Genomic DNA, 23679 nt, shown 5'->3' on the forward strand with positions numbered 1-23679 from the left:
TGATGTCAGCCGTAAATATTGAGCATAGCCAAACGCAAAGTCATATTATTTTAAATCGTCCTCAGCACAGCAATGCTTTAACTGAGGCCATGCTTTTAGAGTTAAGTGATGCATTCAAAAACATTCCTAAGAGCTCTAAAATATTAACAATTTCTGCCAATGGAAAGCATTTTTGTGCCGGTGCAGATTTGAACTGGATGCGACAATCCAAAGACTTAAGTGAAGAAGAGAACCTTGCTTCAGCTGAAAATTTATTCAACATGTACTTGGCCTTGTATGAATGCCCCATACCTGTTGTAAGTCATGTTCATGGTGCTGTGATGGGTGGCGCTTTGGGTTTGGTTGCTTGTTCTGATATTGTCATTGCGCAAGACAATGCTTTTTTTAGTTTGAGTGAGGCCAAATTAGGCATTGTGCCGGCCACTATTTCTCCTTTTGTCATACAAAAAATAGGTTATTCACAGTTTTTAGCTTTGTCCTTGCAGGCTAGAAAGTTTTCGGCACCAGAAGCTTTGAATTTTGGCTTGGTTCATCAGTGCATTGCTGGGCAAGAGGAAAGTAAAAAAGTATTTTTAAAAACATGTGAAGACACTTTAAGTAACTCGCCCTATGCACTTAAAATCATTAAACAATTATCTAGGCAATATTTACCTTTAAAACCTGAAAATTTTGCTCAATATACATCCAAACTGATTGCGCAGTGTCGGGTATCTCATGATGGCCAGGAAGGTTTAAATGCATTTTTTGAAAAACGTAAGCCGCAGTGGAGTGAAGCATGAAGCGAGAATTGAACCAGCACAAAGTATTTATTGCCAATCGGGGGGAGGTTGTTTCAAGGCTGTGTAAAACTCTAAAAAAACTCAACATTGAATCCGTGGGCTTGGCTTGTAAAGAGGACTTATCACAATATACAAAGCATCTGGATGAAGTCATATGGATAGAAGCTAAAGCCATGCAAACGGTTTTTACCGATGCAAAAGCCATGATCACGCATGCTAAAAGTCAAGATTGTACCGCGATTCATCCAGGCTGGGGATTTCTTTCTGAAAATGCAGATTTTGCTCAAGCCTGCAAAGACAATGGAATTGTTTTTATTGGCCCCAAGCCCTCATCGATCAGAGCTTTTGCTGACAAAGCCAAAGCCAAAAGCATTGCTATCGATGCAGGTTTAAGTGTTTTACATAGTGTAGATGAAGCCAACTTTGAGCATACAGAAAGCTTTATTGATGCAATAAAAAAAACCTTATCGTTGCCTATTATTTTAAAGCCAGCCCTTGGGGGTGGGGGCAAAGGCATGACCATTGTGAGAGATATCAATGAACTTAAAGAAGCGGTGGCTTCAGCCAAAAGAGTTGCTCAAGCAGCCTTTGCTGATGCAAGCTTGTTGGCTGAACCGTATTTAGAAAAAGCGCGTCATGTTGAGGTGCAGGTTTTTTCTACAGGAGAGAAAGCCTATCATTTTAAAACCCGTGATTGCACCATGCAAAGGCGTTATCAAAAAATTATAGAAGAAAGTCATTCTACTTTTTTAGATGATGAACAAGAAGCTCAAGTCTGTCAACAAGCCGTTGATTTGGTGGAGTCCATTGGCTATGAAAGTTTGGGAACTGTTGAGTTTATCATTGATCAAAACAAAAAAGCTTATTTTATGGAAATGAATACACGCCTGCAAGTAGAGCATGGTGTAACAGAGTTGATTTTTGCTCTTGATTTGGTGGAATTGCAAGTCAAACATGCATTGGGTGAGACCGTCACTCTTGCTGAGGACTTAAAGCCGAATGGACACGCTATTGAGGTAAGAGTTTATGCAGAAAACACTTTAAAAGATTTTGTTCCTGCCAACGGTCAGGTTAGGGCCATTGAGTTTTCGTCAAGTATTGATAGAATTGAATGTGATGTTGCAAAGGGCACGATGGTTGGCAACAACTTTGACCCAATGATCGCCAAAGTTTTGGTTTGGTCAGAAAGCCGAGATCAAGCCATTTCAAAAATGTTACAGATGCTTAAAGACAGTTATATTTTAGGTGTGCAAAATAACATGAATTTTGTGCAATGGCTGTTAACGGCCAATGATTTTGTAGACGGAAAACATGATATTCAATGGATTGATCGCCATTATCAAGATTATGTCAAATATGAAGCGAGTTACTTTGAAACACAAGCGATTTACAACTTAATTTATAGCGTTGAACATCTCGCAGAAGATAAAAACCACAATCCGTGGTACCACAATTCACTTCCATCCAATCTTCCAGCCAGAGATCAAGCTCAAAATCTGTATAAAACTGCAATGAATGAACTGTTGCCTTATCCCCAACAGCTTGAAAAGTTGCCCTTAACAAAAACACATCAGGAGCATGTTTTTAGTTTAGCCAATGGAGACAAGCTGATTATGATAGCCGCAAATAATGCGCTATATCTGCATATAGATGGCAAGCAGATTACTTTAAAGAAGGCTCAACGCTTACAATCTGAAGATGAAGACGCGGCTTTAAACCACTGTAAAGCTCCGCTCAACGGTCTGGTTAAGGCTGTATTTACAGAAAAAGGACAAAGCGTTAAAAAAAATGATGTCCTGTTAACCATAGAAGCCATGAAAATGGAGTATAAAATACTTGCCCCAAGGGACGCCGTGATAAAAAAGGTAATGGTTCAAGAAAACCAACAAGTAAATGAAGAACAACATTTGCTTGAGTTGGAATAAGCATAGCTATGGACATACAGATTAAAGAAATGGGCCCGCGTGATGGTTTACAAAACATTAAACAGGTCATTCCTACAGAAATCAAAATAAAGCTGATTGAGTTGCTCACTCAAACTGGCTTACAATACATAGAGTTGGGTGCATTTGTTTCGCCTAAAGCTGTGCCACAAATGGCCGATACACAAGCGATTCTTGCTGCAACTCAAGCATTGACCAAAAATATACAAACATCCGTACTTGTGCCTAATTTAAAAGGTTTGGACATGGCCATTGAAAGTGACATGCAAGAAGTGGCTGTTTTTACAGCGGCTTCAGAAACATTCAATCAAAAAAACATCAATGCCAGTATAGAGCAAAGTTTTGTGCGTTTTAAGCCTGTCATTGAAAAAGCCTTGCTGCATAAAATAAAAGTAAGAGCTTATGTGTCCACGGCTTTTGTCTGCCCCTATGAAGGCGATATCAATCCAGATAAAGTGGTGAGTATTGTTGAAAAGTTATTCAATATGGGTTGCTATGAGGTGTCCATTGGCGATACCATTGGCAAAGCCAGTCCACGACAAATCAAGACCTTGTATCAGATGACTGAAAAAATGGGTTTAAATCCATTTTTAGCAGGTCATTATCATGACACCTATGGCTTGGCTTTATGCAATGTTTATGAAAGTTTGCAGCAGGGAATTAGAGTCTTTGATACATCGATTGCTGGCTTGGGAGGCTGCCCTTATGCACCCGGCGCTAAAGGCAATTTAGCCACTGAAAAATTGCTTTATTTCTGTGAACGAGAAAATATAAATACAGCTCTTAACGCTTCTAAACTAGAGCCGGTATTAAATTATGCAAAAACCAATATTCCATCCTAAGCGTTGAGTAAAACTTTACTTTTTTGATGGCTTTAGTAGTTAGCCCTTATGCTCAAAAATACAGACTATCGTATAGAAAAAGATTCCATGGGAGAAATGCAGGTTCCTAAAAACGCTTATTATGCGGCACAAACGCAAAGGGCAGTGTTAAATTTTCCTATCAGTTCTTATACCATCCCTAGGGTTATGATTCAGGCTTTGGGAGAAATTAAGAGAGCCGCAGCCATTGCCAATGCTGAGTTGGGGTGTATCAGTTCTGAACAATCAAAAGCCATAGTTGAAGCGGCAGAACAGGTGATTGCCGGTGAGTTTGATGATCAATTTGTGGTGGATATCTTTCAGACTGGGTCTGGGACCTCTTCCAATATGAATACAAACGAAGTAATTTCCAATAGAGCCACAGAAATTTTGGGTGGAGAAAAAGGCAGTAAGCTGATTCATCCCAACGATCATGTCAACTATGGCCAATCTTCCAATGATGTGTTTCCTACAGCCATGCATATAGCCACCAGTTTACACTTTAACAAAGTATTGCTGCCCGCCATGCGGCGCTTGCATACAGCTTTGGATGAAAAAGCCCATGAATTTGATGACATTGTTAAAATTGGTCGGACGCATTTACAAGACGCAACTCCCATTACAATGGGACAGGTATTTTCAGGCTATGCTTTTCAAGTGCAAGAAGCCATAGAAAGAATAGAACGGGCTTTAATTTCAATCAGTGAACTGGCTTTGGGCGGAACAGCCGTTGGAACCGGTTTAAATACTAAAGAAGCTTTTCCAAAACACGCCATTGCCGAAATTGCCAAACATACACAGTTACAATTTTCTGAAACTCGCAATCACTTTGCCGCGCAAGCGTGTAAAGATGCCATTGTTGAAGCCAGTGCAGTTTTAAAAGGTTTTGCTGTAAGCTTCATGAAAATTGCCAATGATATTAGACTTTTGGGCTCAGGACCTCGCTGTGGTATTGGCGAGTTGCTTTTACCCGAAACGCAACCCGGCTCATCGATTATGCCAGGCAAAGTCAACCCTGTGATTGCTGAATCGGTTTGCATGGTTTGTGCGCAAGTGATGGGTAACGATGCAGCGGTGACCATGGGTGGTCAAGCCGGTAACTTTGAGCTCAACGTCATGATGCCCATGATGATTCACAATGTATTGCAAAGCAGTGAGCTTTTGGCCAATTCTTGTCACAACTTTGTAGAGCGTTGTATTGATGATTTGGGTGTAAATAAAGAACGCTGTGAAGCCTTGATTGAAGAAAGTTTGGCCATGTGTACCTCATTGGCACCTTTGATTGGCTATGATGAAGCGGCGGCCATTGCTAAAGAAGCCTATAAAAGTGGTAAAACTGTCCGCGAAGTTGCTTTGGCAAAAAATATTTTGGATGAGACAAAACTTAATGAAGCCTTAAATCCAAAACGTATGACCCAAAGAGATGCATAAAATAAAGGAGTGAAGCATGCCCAGTTTTGATATTGTTAACGAGATTGATTTTTCTGAAATAGATAATGCCTTAAATCAGGCCAATAGAGAGTTAACCCAGCGTTTTGATTTTAAAGGCAGTAATACAAGCATAGAACGTAAAGATAAAGAAATCATGGTCAACTCGGCAGATGATTATAAAGTTCAAGCTGCGGTTGATGTTTTACAGGCTAAATTAGCTAAAAGAAGCGTTTCGTTAAAGTCTTTGGAACTAGGAAGGGTTGAACCTGCCGGTGGTGGGAGAGCCAAACAAAACATTAAAGTGGTAGAAGGCATTGATAAAGAAAAAGCCAAAGAATTGGTTAAAAAAATCAAAGATTCTAAATTGAAAGTACAAGCGTCTATTCAAGGTGAAGCTGTGCGGGTCACAGGAAAAAAACGCGACGATCTCCAAGACGTGATTGCCTTATTAAAAGGTTTAGATTTTAGTTTGCCACTGCAATTTAATAATTTCAGAGATTGAATACTGCTGCTAAGCGGCTGCTTAAAATTGACTCAAAATCAAAACCAAACTTTGCTCACTGCTTAAATATAAGCAGAGGAGCTATAGTGATAATCAGCACTTATATGTATGGCATATAAGTTGCTTTAACAAACCTTGTCCATTGTTAGATAATCTAAATTTCATTGAGCTCGAGGTTGAAATGAATACAATCAAAATATTTAGTTTTAGTGTTAGTATGCTTCTAAGCGGTATACTCATCATGGCATGTGGTAGCACTAGTATAAGCACAATGTCAGCAGATTCTTATGTTGCCTATCATCACCCTGATGAAGTCTCTGCCTACTACACTATTAATGATGGTTTTTCTCCTTACACGCGTCAAGCAGCTGTCATTGTTAGGTTTAGTAAAGATGGACAAGGTTTAAGGTACGATGAAAGCACAAAGATTTATGCCAATGGCATTGAACTTCCATTTATTGACCAAGGCTACATGCGCTACAGTGCATTTATTCCTTTGGATGAACAAGCTTCAACAATTACAATCACAACCGTAAAGTCTGGTGGATCGATCAGCAACGAAGTCATTGAACTGGCACAAAGGGTTTCGCTCACAGAATACAGCCATAATGATACCGCACCAGATTTACTCAACTCTACCTTGGTTATCAATTATTCACCTGCGGTGAACACCGATAGTAATATTAATGTGGGTGGAGGAGAGTGCTCTAATCATTACGATACGCCTTCTGAATCACAAGGCAGTGTTAGTTTTAATTCTAATGATTTAAATACGCAAGACTTAAACAATTATACTTCAGGAGAAAAAATTCACTTTAGAATCCGAAACCAAAAACTCATGCCACCTCCACAGGGCTTTTCAAGAGGCCATATTGAAAGCAATGGTTTTACCACCTTTGACTTGATTGTGCCGTAAGCAATATTGAATAATATAAACCAGCAATAGCTTTAGAGTACAGGTGTACCCCTATCCTTAAGACTTAGAAGTATATTTTTAGGGGCTAATTTTTGTTTTAATGGCTTGAGCAAGTTCAAGTCTATCTTGAATGGTGTGCATACTAAAGCCATCGTCATTCAACTTCATGCGTGCATATGTTATGGGGTTAACTGTTGTTAGGGTGTCGGGCTGATTTATTTTGTTAAGCATGGCATTTGATTCACATGCTTTTTGAATGCCCCAATGCGAGTTGTTTTCTGAGTAATAAGGCATGGGTCTTTGATAAATGTGATCAATCAGTGCCACAACACAGGCTTTGTTTTGATAAATACCTACATTTTTTTCTTCTGTTTTAATGCATAAAGCAACAGATTCAATGTCCACATCACTGGGGTGATACAAGTGAATCAACGTTAAGCATTGATCTTGAAAAGCTTGTAAAAACTCTACAAACAACTTTCTTTGTTCCAAGACGGCTGGATTTAAATTTTTAGGCAGCGCCGTGTAACCATGTCCAAGTGCTTTGTAAGTAGGTGGAGCAAGCTTCTTTTCATAGGCTTGAATTTTTTCTTGTTGGTATTTTTTTTGTCTGTCACAAGCTGTCGTGAGACTGAAAACTAAGATAAGCAGAAAAATATTTAAATAATTTGAATATAAATGCATTTCAATTAAGAATGTTAACCTAAAAAAAGAGACCTGCAAAAAATATACAGGCCTCAATTCATTTTATTAATAAAAGTATTAAGCTTCCAAACTTAAAAGCTCAGTCATGGCTTTTTCAATGCTATCTTCCTGAGGCACTTGCACTTGTTCAAGTGTCCAAGCCAAACCTACACCCGGTGTATTTGCACCAGCCAAAAGTTTTGGAGGAGCTTGCAAGTGATAAAAGCAGTCATTGGCTATTCTGCGGATGAGATGTTCACCAAAGTTAGTGACTTCAGTGTCTTCATTGACCACCAAAACTCTACCGGTTTTTTCTACCGATGTTTTAATGGCATCCCAGTCATAGGGGTAAATGGTGCGTAAGTCCATGACTTCAATGTCTTCGCTGCCACGATTCTCATTGATTTTTCTAGCAGCATTAACAGCCAAGGGAAGGGTTCTACCATAGCTGATTACCGTCAGTTTATCACCACTGGTATATTTTTTTGCTCTGCCAATTGGAATTTCCATGACTTCTGTTTTTGGCCACTCGGGTTTCCATTGACTACGATCACCCAAAGGTGCATCGATCATTTTAGAAAGCTCTTTCTGATCTTTGGGCGCACCAGGAATCACATCATCTGTTTGGGTACGAATCAATGCCTTAGGATACATAAATAAAACAGGATTTGGGTCTTTAATGGCTGAAATCAATAAACCATAAGCATCTAAAGGATTTGATACAATGATGACTTTCCACCCCGGCATATGGGTTGCAATTGATTCAAATGAATGTGAGTGATAGACAGAACCATGTACGCCTGAACCCGTAGGACTCATCACCACCATATCAATGTTAAACTCACCATTGGTGGTCCAACAAGTATTGCCGGCCAACTTCATCAAGTCAATGGTGTTAAAAATATAATCCACAAACTGAATTTCAGCAACAGGCTTTTGTTCAGCCAAAGCCAAGCCCATGGCCATGCCAATGATACCGCGCTCATCAAGCGGTGAGTTCCAGGCTTTTTCTAAACCTTGCGTGCAAGTAAAGACACCGCCCAAAGGAGGTCCCACATCTTCACCAAAAATATCTTGAACACCCAACTGTGTTTCTCCAACATGAAGTGCCATTCTAATGGCTTGTGCGATCGATGCCATATCTTACTCCTCCTTAAAGGTGTGCATGTATACTGAATCAGAAGAAGGTTTTTCTTCTTTTCTCACTTGATCCAAAGCGTCTTTGCATTCTTGATGGGCAGCATCGATAATGCTATCCACTTCTTTTTTGGTTAATACTTTTTCATCTAAAAGCTTGGCCTTGTAGTTTTCTATACAATCTTCTTGATCATAAACCCTATTGGCCCCAGATGAAGATGAATGACCATGTAGTCTTGATACAGATGCTTCAAGACAGAAGGGCTTACGCTCTTTACGAACATAGTCCATGGCTGCTTTAAGTCTTGTATAAGACTCTTCTGGGTCATTGCCATTGATGACGTCAGTTTTCATGTTAAACGCTTCTGCTCTTGCTACAATAGATTTGGTGCCATTGACTTCGCTGTAGGGTGTTGAAATCCCAAAGCGGTTGTTGGTGACCACAATTAACATGGGCAGCTCTTCTTCGGGACGACTTGCCCAAACCAAGCAGGTTGCAAAATCGCCTTCAGCCGTCCCAGCATCACCACCTGTTACAATGGTAATCCCTTTTTTACTATTTCTTTGGGCTTTGGCTGTACCAATGGCAAATGAATATTGGGTTTCAATGGGTGCATTCACTGGACATACATTCCATTTTTTGATGGCAGGGTGGTTCACAAAGTGACGGCCCCCAGAGTAAGGATCAGTTTTGACACTTGCCATTTGACGAATTAAGCTGATGGGTTCAGCTCCCATACCGATAATACATCCAGAGCTGCGGTAATGAAAATGGGTATAGTCATAATCAATGCCATAGCCTTTGTTGACCAAGGTGCCTAAAGGAACATTAAAGCCTTCTTCACCCGGACCACCAATCCAGAAGTAACCATCTGAGGATTTAGCCATTTTGATCAAGCGCTCTTCCATGGCACGCGTTCTGACCATATTGGTAAACAATTGTTTTTTTAATGCTTTGTCTATCATGTTAACCTACGATGCTTTTCTATTGTTTTTTTTATTAACCGTATGAATGGCATGACCCAAAGCGTTTTCAGCAGCTTCCATCAAGCATTCAGATAATGTTGGATGAGGGTGAACCGTTAAAGCGATATCTTCAATAACCGCACCCATTTCAATGGCCAAGGTTCCTTCTCCAATCAGTTCAGAAACGTGGGCACCAATCATATGTACACCCAAAAGCTTCTCACTGCCTTTTTCTGCAATTACTTTAACAAAACCATCGGTATGTCTAGAGGCTAAGGCTCTTCCAGAGGCAGCCATAGGGAATTTACCTGTAAAATAGTCAATCCCTTTTTCTTTTGCTTCTTCTTCGGTCATCCCTACGCTAGCCACTTCAGGGTCTGTAAAAATAGCGCCAGGCATGGCTCTAACGTCGTAGATTACATTTTTACCGGCAATGACTTCTGCAGCAACAACTCCTTCTTTAGAGGCTTTATGCGCTAAAAGAGGCGGGCCAGCAATATCACCAATGGCATAGATGTGATCTACATTGGTTTGCAGTTTTTCATTGACGGGTATTTTTCTGTCAAAGCTAACACCAGCAGCTTCCAGGTTAAGTGAGCTACCGTCTGGCTTTCTGCCCACAGCCAATAGAATAATATCACAGGCTACTTTTTCAGTTTTACCATTTTTTTCAATGCTGACCTGTAAGCCGTCTTTACCTTGCTCATAGCCTAAGGCTTTAGAGCTTAAATGAATATCCATTTTTTTCTTTTTGCAGGCTTTGGCAATTTCTTTGGCAATTTCTTTATCGGTGCCTGGCAAAAGCTGATCGGTCATTTCAACCACACTGACATGTGAGCCAAATTTTTGGTACAGCATGCCCATTTCAAGACCAATAACGCCACCGCCTATCACCAACATCCTTTTAGGAACTTTTGTCCAATCTAAAGCATCACGTGAGTCCACCACAGCTTTGCCATCTAAAGCAAAACCAGGTATTTCAATAGGGCTAGAGCCCGCAGCTATAATGGCTTGTTCAAAAGCTAAAGTGCTTGTGCCTTCTGAGCTTTCTAGTTTAAGTTCATTGGGAGAGGTGAAACTGGCTTTGGCCTTGATGATTTCAACCCCAACATTTTTAGCAAGGCTTGCTACACCAGAGGTTAGCTTTTTAACGACACCGCTTTTCCATTCCTGGGTTTTATTAAGATCAACCGTTACTGTACCTACATTAAGCCCAATTTCATGTGCTTGCTGCATTTCTTCATACAGTTTGCCGGCACCAATTAAAGCTTTAGACGGGATGCACCCCCAGTTTAAACAAACACCGCCAACATTTTCTTTTTCAATTAAACAAACTTTTTTGCCCAGTTGTCCTAAACGAATGGCAGCCACATAACCGCCAGGGCCACCGCCAATAACAACTACTTCTGTATTTTTATCACTCACGTCTAGTTATCCTTCCTTATAGCAACAGTCTGCTAGGGTTTTCTAAATTTCGGATTACGCTGCTCATAAAGTTAGCGCCCATCATTCCATCAACCACTCTGTGATCAATGGATACAGATAAATTAGCAATTTTTCGAATCACCATTTCACCATCACGGACAACCACTCGGTCTGCAATTTTGTAAAAGCCCAAAATCCCCACTTGTGGATAATTGATGACTGGTGTGGCCAATAAGCCACCATCGTTACCCATGCTGGTTAAGGTGAATGTACCGCCCTGTAGTTCTTCTGGAGAAAGCTTATTGTTTCTAGCTTTGTCTGCAAGCTCAACAATTTCAGCAGCAATTTGTAACAAACCTTTTTGATCAGCATTTTTGATTACCGGCACAATCAAGTCGTCATCTTTGGTCGCAACAGCAACACCAATATTGTAATAATGTTTGATGACAATTTCCTGAGTTTCTTCATCCAAACTAGAATTAAGTTTGGGGTACTCCTTTAAGGCACCACAAATAGCTTTAATGATAAATGGTAAGTAGGTCAGTTTCACACCTTTATCAGCTGCTTCTTGTTTAAGCATGCCACGAACTTTAACCAATTCATCGGCTTCAAGCTCATTAACATGGGTGAAGTGAGCCGCCGTATTTTTTGAAAGCTGCATGTTTTTGGCAATGGCTTTACGAATACCTCTGAGTTTAATTCTTTCTTCCATTGGGCCATCATGCGTTTGAGGAACAAAGCTTGGTGCTGTTTGAGTGGCTGCAGCCGTTGCGGTGTTACCGCCATTGGCAACAAATTGCTCAACATCAGATTTTAAAACTCGGCCATGCTCACCAGTACCAGGAATAGAGGCTAGAGCAATACCTTGTTCTCGAGCCATTTTTCTTGTAGCGGGTGAGGCCAAAACCAAACCGTCTTTTTCACTGTTTGCGGGCATAGAAATAACATTGGAACCATTATCTTTTTTAAGATCTTTTGCGGCTTGCTCAGCTTCTTGTCTGATGGTATCGCCTCCATCAGCTTTATCTTTTAAGTGACCCTCAGCTGGTCTGGAATCAGAGTCGCTACTAGAACCTGCAGAAGCACCATCAGTAGCAATCTCAGCCAATAACGAACCCACATCAATGCTTTCACCTTCAGGAGCAGCATGTTTAACCACTGTGCCCGAAACAGGGGCAGCAATTTCAACAGTGGCTTTATCGGTCATAATTTCAACCAAAGGTTGATCTTCTTTGACTGCGTCGCCTTCGGCTACTAGCCATTGAACAATTTCACCTTCATTCACACCTTCGCCAATGTCAGGTAAGTTAAACATATGATTTGCCATGAGATTTCTCCTTCTCGTTAGTATTAAATCTGTTGGATAACCGGCAAAGATGTATATTGCTCAGCTTTAATGTCAACAGGATTTGGGTTTTTGTTTAAGTTTTTATGTTGTTTAATATGCGATTCTATAAAAAATTCAGCCGCTTTATACGAGCTTCTTACCAGCGGACCTGAGGCGACATAAGTAAAACCATAAGTCATGGCCAATTCTTGGAGTTCTTTGAACTCATCTGGGTGGACAAAACGTTCAACAGGCAAGTGTTTTTTACTGGGTTGTAAGTATTGCCCTAAGGTTAAAAAATCAACCTTATGTTTTCTTAAATCTTCAAAAGATTGTTTTAACTCATCCAGTGTTTCACCCAAGCCCAGCATGATAGAGCTCTTGGTATAAATATCATTTGAAAAAGTTTTAGCTGCACTTAAGACCTCTAAAGACTGTTGGTACCCAGCTTTACGGTCACGGACAGTGGGGGTTAGGCGTTTTACAGTTTCAATATTATGGGCAAAGACTTCTGGTTTAGCATTGACAACCGTTTTAACCCCAGCGTGATCACCGCGGAAATCTCCCACCAAACATTCAATCATGGTCTGGGGACAGTTTTTTTTGGCATAGCGAATAGTTTTGGCGATATGCGCAGCTCCGCCATCTTGTAAATCATCACGATCAACTGTAGTAAGCACGATATAGTTGAGATTCATGGTTTTTATGGTTTCAGCCGTGTTAAATGGCTCCATTTCATCTAAAACCCCTTTTGGGTTGCCGCTGTTCACCGCACAAAATCGACAGCCTCGGGTACAGGTATCTCCCAAAAGCATAATAGTGGCTGTACCACCGTTCCAGCATTCGTTGATGTTAGGACAGAGAGCCTCTTGACAGACCGTAGCCAACTTCTTTTCACGCAACATTTTTGCAATGTCTTGATAAGATTTGCCACTGGGCGCCTTAATTTTTAACCATTCCGGCTTTCTTTGAAACCGTGATGTTGTCGCCATAATATGTAGACCTATACACGCATGAGGAATTTTAGCAAGTCTATTGATCTTTAGAGCTTATGCTACAAGTAGTATCAATTCCACCGCGGGTTTGGTAAACAACAGTTAAGGTCAATTCCTGGGCTTGAAGAGTTTGACTGATGTCCTCATACAGTTTGGCCGTGACATGTTCTTGGTAAATGCCTACATCTCGGTAGCTTAACAAATAATACTTAAGAGACTTGAGCTCTACACATTTCTCACCCGGCATATAGTCAATGGTCACAATACCTATGTCCGGTAAGCCAGAAAAAGGGCATACCGCTGTGAATTCATTGGTACTGTATTGCACGTGCTGTTTTGGGCCAGCATAGGGAAATGTTTCTAAAATACTTGGATCAACGGTGTCTGGGGATTTAAACTGTAAAACTTTACCTTCTGCTGTTGCCATGGGTTTACTCCTTATGAATTCTTGTTCATTTGTTTAAATTTTTCAAAACCATTTTTTCTTAAGTGGCAGGCATCGCAATTACTGCAGCCATAACCCCAAGCATGAAATATATTGCGGTCACCTCTGTAACAAGTATGCGATAATTCAATGACATCATTGAGGCCACCTAAGTTGCTTGCCAGTTGGAAGGTCTCAGCTTTATCGAGTTGCATTAAAGGGGTGTGGATTTTGATGTTTTGGCCTAAAGCAAGGCTTAGGGTTTGTTGCTGGGATTGGATAAAGTCCTCTCTACAGTCTGGGTAGCCAGAGTAGTCGACTTCACAGGCACCTATAACCAAATTATTGATAGCTTTAGGAGCGGCGTAACATAATGCTGAGGTCAAGAAGAGGGCGTTTCTTCCAGGAACAAAGGTTGTGGGCAATGCGTTGTCTCCCTTTTCACCAGTGGGCTCCATGCTTTCATCAGTTAAAGCGTTGTGACTCAAGCTGGATAAAAATGAAAGATCCACCATTTTTAAAGGAACCTCGTGCTTCTGACAAATCATTTGGGCACATTCCAGTTCAATACTGTGCTTTTGTCCGTAGTGAAAACAAATGGCCTCAACGTGACTAAATTTTTGTTTTGCCCATAACAGGCAGGTGGTAGAATCTTGGCCACCAGAAAAGAGAACCAAGGCTGAATCAGAAGCCATTAGAAATCACCTGGATATTGAATATTCAAGCCCAAAGTGGGGCGCCATATGCGAATGGCTTTAAGATGTTCATATGTAGTGGATAAGTCTTCATACAATACTTTTGCCAGGTTTTCACTGCTGGGATGTTGCAAACCAGGTAAATCATTGAGAACCTTATGATCGTATTTTGTTAAATACTCGCTTAAATTGCGTTTAAGATGATCATAATCCAAAAGCATCCCAGTTTCTGGGTCAATGGGTCCTTGAAAAATAGCCAAACCTAAATAGGAGTGACCGTGCATTTGGCCATTAAAATGGTCTTTAGGCACATTGGTCATGTAGTGCGCTACTTCCAAGTTAAATTCAAGTTCTAAACGAACATCATAATGACTCATGTTAAACTCCTTTTTCCTCAGGGTCCCAAATGTATTTGTGCATTTGTAATTGCATGCGATACGGTTTTTTTGACTCTAAAACCCACTTGGCCAACTGCAAGTTATCCAGATGTTTAAAGTTAGGCGAGGCCAAAACTGTAAATTTATCCCACAGTTCAAACTCATCAGAAACTTTGGTGCAAAAGTCAAAATCGTCTTTATTTTTAACAACATATTTAACTTCATCAATGTTATGCTTTAAAAGTTTAAAGTTGTCATAGATGTTTTTCTCCATCTCATTGGAACTGGGTGTTTTGATGTCCATGATGATTTTGACTTTTTGCGGGACTTTTTCAACAGAGAAAGCGCCACTGGTTTCAAGCATGACTTCATAACCATCATCAATTAGGGTCTGCATAAGATCAACAGCATTATCTTGAGCCAAGGGTTCACCGCCCGTGACTTCAACCAAGTTACAACCGTAATCTTGAACCTGTTTTAAAATATCCTCAATGCTCATATCTGAACCTTTGTGAAAGGCATATCCGGTATCACAGTATGAACAGCGCAGGGGACATCCGGTTAAACGAATAAATGTGCACGGTCTACCAGCGTATGAAGACTCTCCTTGAATGCTATAAAAAATTTCATTGATCCGTAAATTCACAGTCCCAGCTCATAACGCATTTAAGCTGCTTTAGGCAAGTTTTTGTTAACGCACAAAAGATAACAGAAATAAAAGGTTAATTTATCCATGCTCTAAGCGTTTGAATACCAAAAGCTGGTTGTTTGCAGGCATAATATGATCCTCAACCAGAATAAAGCCAGACTTTTCAAAAGCTGTATGAACATCTTCAAAGTTACGTATACCGCGTTGTGGATCAGTTTCTTTTAAACTTTGATCAAAATGTTCGTTGCTATCAGAGGTATATTGTCCCTTATATTTAAACGGACCATAAATAAAGACCAGTGCATCTTTCCTTAAAGAGTGCCCTAAAAGTTTGATCAGTGTTTTTACTTGTTTCCAAGACATGATGTGAAAGGTGTTGGCGGAATAGACCGCTTGATAAAAGGTTTTTTTGGGAAATTTATCCACACCCACCTTAAAAGCGATGGGGGCTTTGATATTTTTAGCCTTGGACTCCTTTAACCAGCTTTTTATACCCATATGATTTCCAGAAACATCTGAGGTGTGCCAGGTGATATGCTCTAATTGTGGAGCCATATAAACGGCATGTTGACCTGTCCCTGTTCCCACTTCTAAAAGATGGCCTTCTATTTTTTTTAAATAAGGCTTAAGGGTATCAAAAATAATGGCTTTATTGCGTTCACAGGCTTCTGAAAAAGGTTTATGCATGTGCTCACTGTAGGTCTTCTATGCATTCATGACAATAAATTTTATATGCGTCACAATTTAAGTTATAGAAAGATCATGACAAATAGCAATCTTATTTTTGAGTACCCAAGCACCATACAAGAAGCACACTTGGATAGTTTTGGTCATTTAAACAATGCAGTTTATTTGCAGTTATTTGAGTTTGCCCGTTGGGAGTTTATCAGCCAGAGAGGCTTTGGACTTGAAAAAATAAAAGAAACCAAAACCGGTCCCGTTATCCTAGCCATTAACATAAAGTATCATAAAGAGCTCAAAGCCAGAGATAAAGTAATGATCAAATCACAAATGCAAAGTTTCAAACCTAAAATAGGTGAATTGAGACAATGGATAGAAAACGAAAAGGGTGAAGTGTGTTGCGATGCCGTTTTAACCATGGGCTTTTGGGATACGCAAAAACGCAAGCTAATCCATGCAACAGATGAGTGGAAAGAAGCCATTGGTATACAATAAGCCGTACCCAAAGGTAGCCGGTACCTTTGGCTAGTTTTATGCTTGTGCATGTGTATTAATATTTGTTAGTATTTAGAGTCTTGTGGATAAAAATAAAAAAATAAGTGATATTGATTTAGAACTGCTTAAAGAAAATTTATCATTAAGTGTTGAAGAGCGTCTTAAAAAACATGCAGATGCACTATATTTGCTGGAAACCCTAGAAAGCTATAAACATACCCTAAGTGATGAAAAGTGATTTACTAAATTTACTTAAAATCTTAGCTCAAAGTGATCTTGAATTCGTTTTGGTAGGTGGCTTTGCGGGAGTTATTCATGGCTCGTCTGAAGTTACACGTGATATTGATATTTGTATGAACATGGATGAAATATCGATTCAAGAACTGAGGAGTATCTTATCTGAATATGATCCGAGACATCGTATGCATCCAAAAAAATTGAGCTTTTTAAAATACCCAGAGGATCTCGATTCCTTAAAAAATATTTATTTAACAACGCAACTTGGCGTACTGGATGTGCTTGGTGAAATCAAAGGTTTGGGATTGTTGAGTGATATTCAACCTTTCGCACAATACGTTAATATTAGTCAAAAAGACAAGGTAAGGGTTTTGTCCAAAAAACAACTCATTAAGGCTAAAAAAGTCATGGGTAGACCCAAAGACTTGCGAGTTGCTGAAGAGCTAGAAAGTATTAGCTAAGCACAAAGTGTTTATTGTGTTTCTGTATTTTTTCTGCCAAACAAACGACCCAAAAGATTATTCCAATCTTCCAAAATTCTATAGGCGCAGGGAACCCAAATCAAAGTGAGTAGGGTACCGCTGGTTAAGCCCCAAGCCATGGCTAAAGTCATGGGAATTAACATCATGTCACTACCACCAATACCATAAGCTGTAGGAAACAAACCGCTGATGGTGGTCAGTGAGGTTACCAACACAGCTTTTAGACGCATGCCAGAGGCTTGGACCAATATCTCATCCAAGCTTAACTTGCCTTCTTCTCTTAAGTCATCAATATAACTGATCAATACAATGCCTGAGTTAACAATAATCCCAGACAGACCAATCACTCCAATCATGGCTAGGAAGCTCACCGGTCTATCATGAAAGTAAAAAGCAATAGCAAAACCAAGTAAACCTAAGGGAATAGTAGACATGATAATAACAGGGCGTAAGTATGAAGAGAATAAAAACACCAAAATACCAAAGATCCCAATCAGAGCCAAGATCATGGCATTACCTAAGCTTTCCATAGACTCGTTGGTGTTTTCCTGTTCACCACCAAAGACAAGCGTTACTTCAGGGTTATCTTTTTTAAGTTCATTGTAAATCTCTAAAACTTTTTGATTGGCAACAATACTGGTGATTTGATCTTCATCAATATCTGCAACAACATTACGTGAGCGTTGAAAATCAAAACGCTTGACCACAGGGCTACCTGGCTCAATCTTAAAGCTACCTAGTTCTGTTAGGGCAATAAGGTTACCATTGCTGTCCATAACCTTAATATTGTGTAGGTCTTTGGTTTGGGTAGTAAAGTTTTCATTAAACTTAAGTTGCAGGTCAAACTGTTTGTTGTCTAATGTAATTTCCGTGACCAATGTCCCTTCTAAAGCAGTTTTAATAGCATCTCCAACAGTTTGTAAACTTAGACCTAAGCGCGCTACTTTTTCATGATCGAGCATGATTTTAACTTCATCATCACCCAAAATATCATCTGTTTGTGGGTTTAAAATTCCAGGGATCTCATTAAGGCGATTAATCATTGTTTTGGTAACAAAGTTCAATTGCTGGGCATCATTAGATCTAAAGGTTGCCTCAACTGGGTTCCCTACAGGTGGTCCATTGACTTGAACTTCAAAACTTAGCTCTTTGAGCTGATCATGTTCAATGGTGCGTAAACGCTTTAAGGCATCAGTATATTTAAGGTTAAAAGAAGCGTCACGGGTAACATAAATTAAAATCATGCCCACATTATCCCCTTCACGGGCTTTAGGGTCACCTGGGTCTGTTTGTGAAACACCAGAGCGAGCAACAATATTTTCAAGGTCTTGACCCATAACAGCTTTAATTTTTGAACTCACCTCTTGAGTAAACCTATTCATTTTTTCAAGAGGCGTGCCGGTGGGAGCTTCTAAACGGGCAATATAAATCTCAGTCTGCTCAGCGGGAAAGAGAATAAATTTATTCACCTTAACCAACATAAATAGAGATCCACCCACCAATAGACCAAAAACAACCAACATGACATAACGCAAGCGAATCAAGCTTGCCATCATACGCTCAAACTGATCAGATATACGCATGAACCAGTCTTTATTGGATTTGTTTTCTGTAGCTGAAGAAGACTTCTTTTGACGGGTTGAAAAAATTAAGCGTGAGGGTAATAAAAAGAAACTTTCAATTAAACTTAAAATCAAAGAAATAGTTACAACAATGGGAATAAACTTAATGAACTCACCCATAATGCCTTTGGTCACCAACATAGGCAGGAAAGCGGCAATGGTCGTCAAGGCAGTACAGGTTATAGGCAACCAAAATTGATTGGCCGCTGTCCATGCCGCTTCATGCTTATCCATGCCATCTTGAATCAGACGGCTAAAGTATTCACTGATGACTACACTGTTATCAACCAGCATCCCTAAAGCAATCACTAAAGCGAGAATGGTAATAGCATCTAAGTTCATGCCTAAACTTGCCATCACACCAAACGTACCCATGATCGCTAAAGGCAAAGAGAAAGAAGCAAAGACACCCACAATACCAGGCAAGAATATCAATAGGAAAACAATAACCAAAATCAAACCCGTTAAAGCATTGGATTGTAAAATTTGCATTCGGTTTTTTACTTTTTCAGATTCGTTGTTGTAGATTTTTAAGCTTAGGCCTTGGGGAACTTCTGTTGTTTCAAGGACCTCTTCAATTGCGGAGACCAAGGCTATCGTGTCCTGACCTCCTTTTTTAGTGACCACCATGAGTGTAGCAGCTTTACCGTTGACGGAGGCAAGAACATCATGCTCAGCTGAGCCATCAACAACTTGAGCAATGTCACTGAGTAAAATTTTCTTGCCAGAAAAATTGGCACGGATAACAATGTTTTTCAATTCATTGATATTTTTAACCTTACCGTCCAAAGTGACGAGGTATTGCTGGCTATCGGACTTAATGTTACCAGCAGGAATGTTTTGATTACGCTTTTTCAGCGCCGCCAAAACCTCAGTGATACTGACATAGTTTCTTTGCAGCTTTTGAGCATCCAGTTTTACGGTGAACTCTCTTTTAGAAAAACCAACCAAACGTACATTACGCACCATTTTGTTGTCTTCAAGTTTGTCTTTTAAAAAATCAGCAAAAAGGTCTCGCTTTCTATTTTGATTGTCTCCCAAAACAGCCAATTCTATGGCAGGAAATTCCTCAGAGTTGAGCTCTTCAAATTTAGGTTGTTCTCTTAAATCAGCGGGTAGGTTGGATACTCTTTGCACAGCTTTTTGCAAGTCATCCATGACCGTATCAACATCATAATGATCCATATCAACACGGACAACAATTTTACTTTGTCCGGCTTGACTCGTAGACTTGGTATCTTTTAAGCCTTTAACCGTTCTAATTTCATCTTCAATAGGCTTGGTAATCAATTCTTCAATGGTATCTGGATTGGCGCCAGGGTACATGGTTGTAATGGTTGCCGTTGCAAAATTAACTGTTGGATAAGATTCAGAGTTCATTTGCGATAAGCCCATCAAACCATAAATCAAGGTAAAGGCCATTAAGATATAAGTGAACTTATAATTTTTGATAAAGAACTGAATGATGTTTTTCATAAGGATACCTGATTAAATGCACATTGGCTTTTACTAAAAATATTTAGATAATCTAACATGGTTTGTATGATTAAATTTTGGCTATCAATCAACTGTAATTCTGTTTGTAAAAGTCTATCTTGATCAGAGATATAGTCACTAATGGATAAACGGCCTTGATTAAATTTTCTTAAAATCTCTTTGCTGCGTTGTTTTAAGCTGTTTAAATTATCCTTTTGTTGTTCAATAGATTGCAAAAGTAAATAAGAGCTTTTTTGAATCAACTGATATTGGGTTAAAAAGTTTTGCCTTAAGCTTTTTATCTCACTGTTTAGCATCATCTGATTTAATTTTAGTTTATCAGACTCGGTTTTTGTGTTGCCTAAAGGAATATTGATACTTAGACTTGCTCTAAGTCCCCGTCTATTTTCTAAAAAAGACTCTTCAAAAGCATCCAATGCTGACGGATCAACAGCGCGGGTGTAGATACTCGTATTTAAATTAATATCAACATCATCATAGGTTTTATGAATTTTAGCCTGATTGCTGTAGTATTTTTTGATGACTGCAATTAAGTCAGAGTACAAAGTTTGGTTTTCAGGTACGGATGAAGATGCCTGAACAGCATTAACGCATTCTAAAACATCTTTACGAGCTTTTTCTAAATCAAGATCTTTAACTTGGATATCTGTGTATTGCGAAAATTCAGGAATAGCCTTTTTAAATTGATTAACGATGGTTTGCTTATTGTAATTGTAAACAATAACGGCGTTGTTGCGAGAAGCCAATTGTGAACGATAAAAAGAAACTTCTGCTAGATCAGAAGCTGATTGACGGTATCGTCTTTGAGCATTGTTAAGCTGTTTTTTTGCTAAGTCGGCCATGGATTGAGAAATTTGGATTTGCTGATTCACTGCAACAAGGTTCCAAAACATGGATCTGAGTATGTAGAGTTGCTGCGATTGATTGATTTTATTTTCAAGTTTTGAGCGTGTTTGTTGCAATTGAAAACTGTTTAAATTGGCTTTATCCAGTTTTCCCAAAAAGTTTTTCCATAAGTTCATGTTAACTTCAAGGCTGGATGTAGCAATAGAAGGCCTTTCTTCATCTGCACCCAGATTAAAACGTCTGTTATCAAATCCGATGGATGCTTGTACATCAAAACCATAGGGTATTTTTTTTCTTACCCCAAACTCAACAATATTCTGTGGAGATATGATCGGTTGAAACGCAATAAATGCTTCTTCATTGGTATTGATATAGGTAGCATTGGCAAAGGCAGAAGCGCTGTATTGATCTTTAAATTCTTTTTGATTAACATTTGCTTGCTCTTGAGCAATAAGGCTATTTAAATTATTAAGATTTTTTTCACCAACATAGCGAGTTAAGTCTTTTTCAGAAAGCTGCAAAGCATCCTGAGCTTGGACTAAAAAACTTGATAAAAGTATCAAGCTGAACCAAGGTTTAAGGTATTTCATGTCGCCAGCCATAACATGATCGATAGTAGCGATCAATAATATTTAAGAGATTTGATCGGTATTTTTCATCAGCAGTAGCTCTGTAAGCGCCAAAAGCTTACTTTGTACCAGTTTAGGGTCATACTGTACTGTAGACTTCATCAGTTGGGTTGCTCTATCAATTTCTCCAAGGGCTAGACAAACTTTGGCCAAACTATACTCTGTTCTTAAGTTGTGAGGATCAATGCTAAGAGATTTTTCTAATACGGCTTGTGCTTGAGGTAAGTGCTTTTGTTGAAAAAGGTATTCACCTTTGAGAAGTAAGACAATTGGGTGCCCAGGATACTTTTTTTCCAAATCATGCAGCACATTAGAGTTTTCTTGAAGTTGATTGCATTCAATTAATAGCCATATTTTATACAGTTCAACGTCACCGTCCATGCTATATTTTTCAGGAGCTTCCTCTATATGCTTTAGAGCATGTTTATAGTCGCCACGTTGAATATATTGATTAAGAACTTTATGAAATTTTCTTTTTTGTAAAAATTTAAACATTTATTTTAAAACCTGATATTCTGTGACTATGCCAGAAAATCAAGAAAAAGAAAATCAAACAGACTTAAGCTTTGCAAAATCTTTGTATATGGGGAGGCTATTAGAAGATATGGTTTTTCCATATCCTGAAGCCAAAGAACAAGAAAACGTTGACATGATTTGTGATGCCGTTGAACGATTTGCCAAAGATCACATTGATTCTGCAAAAATTGAAGCAGAAGGAACATTGAAACCAGAGTTTTTAAGCCAGTTGGCTGAGCTGGGTTTGTTTGGTCTCATCATTCCTGAACAATATGGCGGCTTAGGCTTAAGCCAAATGGCTTATGCCAAAGTATTTGAGTGCATCGGTGGTATTGATGCTTCCATAGCTGTTACACTTGGAGCACATGCTTCTATTGGTCTAAAGGGTTTACTGTTAGCGGGTAATGAAGAACAAAAACAACGCTTTTTACCCAAGCTTGCCAGTGGAGAAATGATTGCAGCGTTTGCTTTAACTGAGCCTGGTGCAGGTTCAGATGCGTACAGCTTAAAAACCAAAGCAGAAGAACAAGAAGATGGTTCATATAAAATTACGGGTAATAAAATTTGGATTACCAACGGTGCTTTTGCCAGTTTTTTTACAGTGTTTGCCAAAACCAAATCTAAAGAGACGGGCAAAGAAAAAGTAAGCGCCTTTATTGTAACCAAAGACATGCCAGGCTTTAGTCACGGACCAGAAGAAAAAAAATTAGGTATTAAAGCCTCTTCAACAGTTGAGTTGCATTTTGATCAAGTACACGTCCCAAAAGAAAATATTCTGGGTGAACTAGGGCAGGGATTTAAATTAGCCATGCAAATTTTAAACTCTGGTCGCTTGGGTTTAGCTGCTGGCTGCATTGGCGGGTCAAAAAAACTTTTACAGTTGGCTGCAACGCAAGCCAATACGCGTAAACAGTTTGGTCGTACCATTGGCTCATTTGGTATTGTTAAAGAAAAACTGGGCTTGATGCAGAGTGAAATTTATGCGCTTGAGTCAGCTACATATTTAACCTGTAACTTAGTAGATCAAGGTATTGAAGATTACTCTCTTGAATCAGCTGCATGCAAGATAGCGGGTTCAGAAAAGCTTTGGCACATTGCCAATGAAGCCACACAAATAGCGGGTGGATCAAGTTATATGCAGGAATATCCCTATGAGCGCATGTTAAGAGACTCCAGAATTAACATGATTTTTGAAGGGACCAATGAAATTTTGCGTTGTTTTATTGCTTTATCCGGAATAAAAGAAACGGGAGAAAAGCTTAAACTATTACAAAAATCCATCCTTAATAAATCAATCAAGTCTTTTGGTTTATTGTATGATTATGTGAGCAATAAGTTATCTCGTAATTTATATGGCGACAGTATTGCTCAAGCAGATCCACAATTGAAAAAGGAAACTGCGCATATTGAAGGTCATGTCGTGGCTTTAGCCAATACGGTTGAAAAAATTCTACAGCGACATGGTAACAAAATCATTGAAATGCAATTGGTGCAAAAGCGTTTGGCCGATATCACAATAGACTTATACCTGATGGTGGCCTGTGTTTCACGCTGCTCAAAGCAA

At 39.3% G+C, this 23679-nt stretch carries 24 protein-coding genes; 10 read left to right on the plus strand and 14 right to left on the minus strand.

All coding sequences use genetic code 11. The features are described from left to right. The first annotated feature begins 2 nt into the window (after nucleotides 1-2). From MRY82_07660 to MRY82_07685, 6 genes are all read left to right on the plus strand, one after another. Nucleotides 3-779 carry an enoyl-CoA hydratase-related protein gene (locus MRY82_07660; GenBank protein ID MCI5072797.1) on the plus strand — a complete coding sequence of 259 codons (777 nt, stop codon included), beginning with the start codon at nucleotides 3-5 and terminating at the stop codon, nucleotides 777-779. Beyond that, nucleotides 776-2704 (plus strand): ATP-grasp domain-containing protein, encoded by a 1929-nt coding sequence (locus tag MRY82_07665; protein ID MCI5072798.1) that lies wholly within the window; start codon nucleotides 776-778, stop codon nucleotides 2702-2704. Before MRY82_07660 ends, MRY82_07665 begins: the two co-directional genes overlap by 4 nt. 8 nt (nucleotides 2705-2712) lie before the next feature. Beyond that, nucleotides 2713-3564 carry a hydroxymethylglutaryl-CoA lyase gene (locus MRY82_07670; GenBank protein ID MCI5072799.1) on the plus strand — a complete coding sequence of 284 codons (852 nt, stop codon included), beginning with the start codon at nucleotides 2713-2715 and terminating at the stop codon, nucleotides 3562-3564. A 48-nt stretch (nucleotides 3565-3612) separates the two neighbouring features. Next, nucleotides 3613-5013 carry a class II fumarate hydratase gene (locus MRY82_07675; GenBank protein MCI5072800.1) on the plus strand — a complete coding sequence of 467 codons (1401 nt, stop codon included), beginning with the start codon at nucleotides 3613-3615 and terminating at the stop codon, nucleotides 5011-5013. A 16-nt stretch (nucleotides 5014-5029) separates the two neighbouring features. Beyond that, a complete protein-coding gene (locus tag MRY82_07680; protein MCI5072801.1) occupies nucleotides 5030-5515 on the plus strand; it encodes a YajQ family cyclic di-GMP-binding protein in 486 nt (161 codons plus the stop codon). A gap of 271 nt (nucleotides 5516-5786) precedes the next feature. Next, nucleotides 5787-6431, plus strand: a complete 645-nt coding sequence (locus tag MRY82_07685) for a hypothetical protein (GenBank protein ID MCI5072802.1) — start codon at nucleotides 5787-5789, stop codon at nucleotides 6429-6431. A gap of 78 nt (nucleotides 6432-6509) precedes the next feature. Here MRY82_07685 and MRY82_07690 read toward each other — a convergent pair whose 3' ends face one another. From MRY82_07690 to MRY82_07740, 11 genes are all read right to left on the minus strand, one after another. Further along, nucleotides 6510-7115, minus strand: a complete 606-nt coding sequence (locus MRY82_07690; protein MCI5072803.1) for a hypothetical protein — start codon at nucleotides 7113-7115, stop codon at nucleotides 6510-6512. 78 nt (nucleotides 7116-7193) lie between these two features. Then, nucleotides 7194-8255, minus strand: coding sequence for an alpha-ketoacid dehydrogenase subunit beta (locus MRY82_07695; protein MCI5072804.1), 1062 nt, complete (start codon nucleotides 8253-8255; stop codon nucleotides 7194-7196). A gap of 3 nt (nucleotides 8256-8258) precedes the next feature. Beyond that, entirely contained in the window at nucleotides 8259-9218 is a 960-nt protein-coding gene (locus MRY82_07700) for a thiamine pyrophosphate-dependent enzyme (GenBank protein MCI5072805.1), read from the minus strand. A 6-nt stretch (nucleotides 9219-9224) separates the two neighbouring features. Continuing rightward, nucleotides 9225-10643: a dihydrolipoyl dehydrogenase gene (gene lpdA / locus MRY82_07705; GenBank protein ID MCI5072806.1), complete on the minus strand. Its 1419-nt coding sequence runs from the start codon at nucleotides 10641-10643 to the stop codon at nucleotides 9225-9227. A gap of 16 nt (nucleotides 10644-10659) precedes the next feature. Continuing rightward, nucleotides 10660-11970, minus strand: a complete 1311-nt coding sequence (locus MRY82_07710; GenBank protein ID MCI5072807.1) for a 2-oxo acid dehydrogenase subunit E2 — start codon at nucleotides 11968-11970, stop codon at nucleotides 10660-10662. 23 nt (nucleotides 11971-11993) lie between these two features. Continuing rightward, nucleotides 11994-12962 (minus strand): lipoyl synthase, encoded by a 969-nt coding sequence (lipA, locus tag MRY82_07715; GenBank protein MCI5072808.1) that lies wholly within the window; start codon nucleotides 12960-12962, stop codon nucleotides 11994-11996. Nucleotides 12963-13002: 40 nt separating this feature from the next. Next, on the minus strand, nucleotides 13003-13392 hold the full coding sequence (gene queF / locus MRY82_07720) for a preQ(1) synthase (GenBank protein ID MCI5072809.1): 390 nt from the start codon (nucleotides 13390-13392) through the stop codon (nucleotides 13003-13005). A gap of 11 nt (nucleotides 13393-13403) precedes the next feature. Further along, nucleotides 13404-14084, minus strand: a complete 681-nt coding sequence (gene queC / locus MRY82_07725; protein MCI5072810.1) for a 7-cyano-7-deazaguanine synthase QueC — start codon at nucleotides 14082-14084, stop codon at nucleotides 13404-13406. Beyond that, nucleotides 14084-14461, minus strand: a complete 378-nt coding sequence (locus MRY82_07730) for a 6-carboxytetrahydropterin synthase (protein ID MCI5072811.1) — start codon at nucleotides 14459-14461, stop codon at nucleotides 14084-14086. Before MRY82_07730 ends, queC begins: the two co-directional genes overlap by 1 nt. A gap of 1 nt (nucleotide 14462) precedes the next feature. Then, on the minus strand, nucleotides 14463-15107 hold the full coding sequence (locus MRY82_07735) for a radical SAM protein (protein ID MCI5072812.1): 645 nt from the start codon (nucleotides 15105-15107) through the stop codon (nucleotides 14463-14465). A gap of 81 nt (nucleotides 15108-15188) precedes the next feature. Beyond that, entirely contained in the window at nucleotides 15189-15797 is a 609-nt protein-coding gene (locus MRY82_07740) for a class I SAM-dependent methyltransferase (GenBank protein MCI5072813.1), read from the minus strand. Between the two features lie 75 nt (nucleotides 15798-15872). On the opposite strand from MRY82_07740, the gene MRY82_07745 reads away from it, so the two are divergent. From MRY82_07745 to MRY82_07755, 3 genes are all read left to right on the plus strand, one after another. Continuing rightward, complete coding sequence (locus tag MRY82_07745; protein ID MCI5072814.1) at nucleotides 15873-16286, plus strand: acyl-CoA thioesterase; 414 nt, start codon at nucleotides 15873-15875, stop codon at nucleotides 16284-16286. An 82-nt stretch (nucleotides 16287-16368) separates the two neighbouring features. Further along, nucleotides 16369-16524: a hypothetical protein gene (locus tag MRY82_07750; protein ID MCI5072815.1), complete on the plus strand. Its 156-nt coding sequence runs from the start codon at nucleotides 16369-16371 to the stop codon at nucleotides 16522-16524. Then, the gene (locus tag MRY82_07755; GenBank protein MCI5072816.1) at nucleotides 16514-16984 is read left to right on the plus strand and encodes a nucleotidyltransferase; all 471 of its coding nucleotides are present in this window, start codon (nucleotides 16514-16516) and stop codon (nucleotides 16982-16984) included. Before MRY82_07750 ends, MRY82_07755 begins: the two co-directional genes overlap by 11 nt. Before the next feature lie 11 nt (nucleotides 16985-16995). Here the strand turns inward: MRY82_07755 and MRY82_07760 are convergent, their stop codons facing one another. Genes MRY82_07760 through MRY82_07770 form a run of 3 tightly spaced genes read right to left on the minus strand, consistent with a single transcriptional unit; the run spans nucleotide 16996 to nucleotide 22094 of the window. Further along, the gene (locus tag MRY82_07760) at nucleotides 16996-20103 is read right to left on the minus strand and encodes an efflux RND transporter permease subunit (protein ID MCI5072817.1); all 3108 of its coding nucleotides are present in this window, start codon (nucleotides 20101-20103) and stop codon (nucleotides 16996-16998) included. Further along, the gene (locus MRY82_07765; GenBank protein ID MCI5072818.1) at nucleotides 20100-21560 is read right to left on the minus strand and encodes a TolC family protein; all 1461 of its coding nucleotides are present in this window, start codon (nucleotides 21558-21560) and stop codon (nucleotides 20100-20102) included. Before MRY82_07765 ends, MRY82_07760 begins: the two co-directional genes overlap by 4 nt. A 42-nt stretch (nucleotides 21561-21602) precedes the next feature. Further along, nucleotides 21603-22094, minus strand: coding sequence for a tetratricopeptide repeat protein (locus MRY82_07770; GenBank protein ID MCI5072819.1), 492 nt, complete (start codon nucleotides 22092-22094; stop codon nucleotides 21603-21605). Between the two features lie 28 nt (nucleotides 22095-22122). Between MRY82_07770 and MRY82_07775 the strand changes: the two genes are divergently transcribed. Beyond that, nucleotides 22123-23679: acyl-CoA dehydrogenase family protein (locus MRY82_07775; GenBank protein MCI5072820.1), on the plus strand; the 1557-nt coding region annotated here is incomplete at its 3' end.

This window comes from bacterium, assembly GCA_022763185.1.
GTDB lineage: Bacteria > Bdellovibrionota_G > JALEGL01 > JALEGL01 > JALEGL01 > JALEGL01.

Coding starts and splice junctions, on each gene's coding strand:
- MRY82_07660 (MCI5072797.1), top strand. CDS start 3: ATGTCAGCCGTAAATATTGAGCATAGCCAAACGCAAAGTCATATTATT.
- MRY82_07665 (MCI5072798.1), top strand. CDS start 776: ATGAAGCGAGAATTGAACCAGCACAAAGTATTTATTGCCAATCGGGGG.
- MRY82_07670 (MCI5072799.1), top strand. CDS start 2,713: ATGGACATACAGATTAAAGAAATGGGCCCGCGTGATGGTTTACAAAAC.
- MRY82_07675 (MCI5072800.1), top strand. CDS start 3,613: ATGCTCAAAAATACAGACTATCGTATAGAAAAAGATTCCATGGGAGAA.
- MRY82_07680 (MCI5072801.1), top strand. CDS start 5,030: ATGCCCAGTTTTGATATTGTTAACGAGATTGATTTTTCTGAAATAGAT.
- MRY82_07685 (MCI5072802.1), top strand. CDS start 5,787: ATGTCAGCAGATTCTTATGTTGCCTATCATCACCCTGATGAAGTCTCT.
- MRY82_07690 (MCI5072803.1), bottom strand. CDS start 7,115: ATGCATTTATATTCAAATTATTTAAATATTTTTCTGCTTATCTTAGTT.
- MRY82_07695 (MCI5072804.1), bottom strand. CDS start 8,255: ATGGCATCGATCGCACAAGCCATTAGAATGGCACTTCATGTTGGAGAA.
- MRY82_07700 (MCI5072805.1), bottom strand. CDS start 9,218: ATGATAGACAAAGCATTAAAAAAACAATTGTTTACCAATATGGTCAGA.
- MRY82_07710 (MCI5072807.1), bottom strand. CDS start 11,970: ATGGCAAATCATATGTTTAACTTACCTGACATTGGCGAAGGTGTGAAT.
- lipA (MCI5072808.1), bottom strand. CDS start 12,962: ATGGCGACAACATCACGGTTTCAAAGAAAGCCGGAATGGTTAAAAATT.
- queF (MCI5072809.1), bottom strand. CDS start 13,392: ATGGCAACAGCAGAAGGTAAAGTTTTACAGTTTAAATCCCCAGACACC.
- queC (MCI5072810.1), bottom strand. CDS start 14,084: ATGGCTTCTGATTCAGCCTTGGTTCTCTTTTCTGGTGGCCAAGATTCT.
- MRY82_07730 (MCI5072811.1), bottom strand. CDS start 14,461: ATGAGTCATTATGATGTTCGTTTAGAACTTGAATTTAACTTGGAAGTA.
- MRY82_07740 (MCI5072813.1), bottom strand. CDS start 15,797: ATGCATAAACCTTTTTCAGAAGCCTGTGAACGCAATAAAGCCATTATT.
- MRY82_07745 (MCI5072814.1), top strand. CDS start 15,873: ATGACAAATAGCAATCTTATTTTTGAGTACCCAAGCACCATACAAGAA.
- MRY82_07755 (MCI5072816.1), top strand. CDS start 16,514: ATGAAAAGTGATTTACTAAATTTACTTAAAATCTTAGCTCAAAGTGAT.
- MRY82_07760 (MCI5072817.1), bottom strand. CDS start 20,103: ATGAAAAACATCATTCAGTTCTTTATCAAAAATTATAAGTTCACTTAT.
- MRY82_07765 (MCI5072818.1), bottom strand. CDS start 21,560: ATGAAATACCTTAAACCTTGGTTCAGCTTGATACTTTTATCAAGTTTT.
- MRY82_07770 (MCI5072819.1), bottom strand. CDS start 22,094: ATGTTTAAATTTTTACAAAAAAGAAAATTTCATAAAGTTCTTAATCAA.